The sequence below is a fragment of the Testudinibacter crocodili genome (assembly GCF_006228025.1).
In the GTDB taxonomy this organism is placed as follows: Bacteria; Pseudomonadota; Gammaproteobacteria; order Enterobacterales; family Pasteurellaceae; genus Chelonobacter.
On record NZ_VDHF01000175.1, the window covers coordinates 1 to 1,710 of the forward strand.

The 1,710-nt window shown below is 31.2% G+C and carries 2 protein-coding genes; both read right to left on the reverse strand.

Features of this window, described 5'->3' with window-relative positions; genetic code table 11:
• A partial coding sequence (locus tag FHQ23_RS12275) for a TRAP transporter substrate-binding protein (protein ID WP_139614568.1) occupies positions 1-945 on the reverse strand: 945 nt, incomplete at its 3' end.
• Positions 946-967: 22 nt separating this feature from the next.
• The coding region (gene kduI, locus FHQ23_RS12280; RefSeq protein ID WP_139614569.1) for a 5-dehydro-4-deoxy-D-glucuronate isomerase at positions 968-1,710 on the reverse strand (743 nt) is incomplete at its 5' end.

Consider the following 1,710-nt stretch of genomic DNA (forward strand, 5'->3'; position numbering starts at 1 on the left):
TTGCTCAGGTGTTTTGATTAAATCATCTTGTAATTTCTTACAGCTTTCTTGAAATGGTTTTATATCAACTTCAATAAATGTGGCTCCTTTTTCTTTTGCAAGGTCTTCAGATTTTTGAATTTGTGCATTCCACATTTCAAATTCTTTCTTAATACTATCTTTTGCTATATTTTTAACTAATTTTTGATCTGCTTCTGGTATAGAAGATAAAAATTGTGAACTAATAATTAACAGATCTGGAACCATTAAGTGCCTGGTTTGAGAAAAATATGGTGCTACTTCGTATTGTTTTAAATCAGCATAAGTAATTTCATTATTTTCAGCCCCATCTAGCACACCTTGTTGGATAGCTGTATAGACTTCACCTTGGTTCATTGGAACGCCTACTCCGCCCATACAACTTAACATTTTTATCATTGTATCGGATTGCATCACACGAATTTTTTTACCATTAAGATCTGCTATACTTTTAACAGGTGTATTTTTAGTATAAATACTTCTTGCTCCTGCGGTATATGAACCTAATACTTCAAAGCCAAATTTAGCTGTTGATTTGAATAGATCATCTAATATACTGGAAGTAAATATTTTTTCTTGGTGTTCGGGAGATGTATAGATATACGGTAATCCAATCACAGAAAATGTTTTATCATAATTTTCAACTAATGGATTAGCTACAATTGACATTTGGATTGCGCCATTTTGTACTAATTCAAGAGATGCTCTTTGATCTCCAAGTAGTTCATTTGGAAATATATTTACCTTATATTTTCCATTTGTTTCATTAGATAGTCTATCTCCAAAATATTGAAGTGCAGAATATTGAGGATGTTTGTCTGACTGATTAAATGCAACTTTTATTTCTGTAGCAGCGATAGAATTATAAGAGGTGAGTAATCCAATAATTGTGATGGCTGTTAATTTTCTCTGTTTTATATTAAACATTCTATTCTCCTTAGTTGATATTTTAAAGCATACTATTTATGTCAATAAAATCCATATCGTCAAAAGTTTGATTCTCACCAGCCATTCCCCAAACAAAGCTATAGTTTTGAGTTCCACATCCGGAATGTATAGACCAACTAGGTGAAAAAACAAGATCTTTATCTTTGATCACAATGTGCTTTGTCTCATTAGCTTCTCCCATAAAATGAAATACGGCTTGTGATGGCTTAACATTAAAATATAAATATACTTCCATTCTTCTGTCGTGAGTATGTGGAGGCATTGTATTCCAGACACTTCCGTCTTCTAGATGTGTTATTCCCATGCATAGTTGACAAGTTTGAATGATCTCTGGATGTAAATATTGATTAATTATTCTAATATTTGCATTTTCTTTATTGCCAAGTGGAATCTTTCTGGCTTCTTCTTGTTTAATTAATTTACTTGGATAAGTATGATGAGCCGGAGTACTTAAGCAATAAAGGATTCCGGGATTTTTATCATCTAGTGATATAAATTGAATATCTTCTTGTGATTTTCCGAGATAGAGCGCATCAAGATTATTTAAGTAAAATTCTTGATGTTTTGATTTTATACAAACATTTCCTCCTAAATTAATTACTCCTAATTCTCTTCTTTCTAAAAAATAATCGGTTCCAAAAGATTTTTTATTGATAAATTCATCTAATCTTAATGGGTTGTTTTTGACTGGACATGCTCCAATGGCAACGATTCTATCTATATGGCAATAAGCAATATTAATAG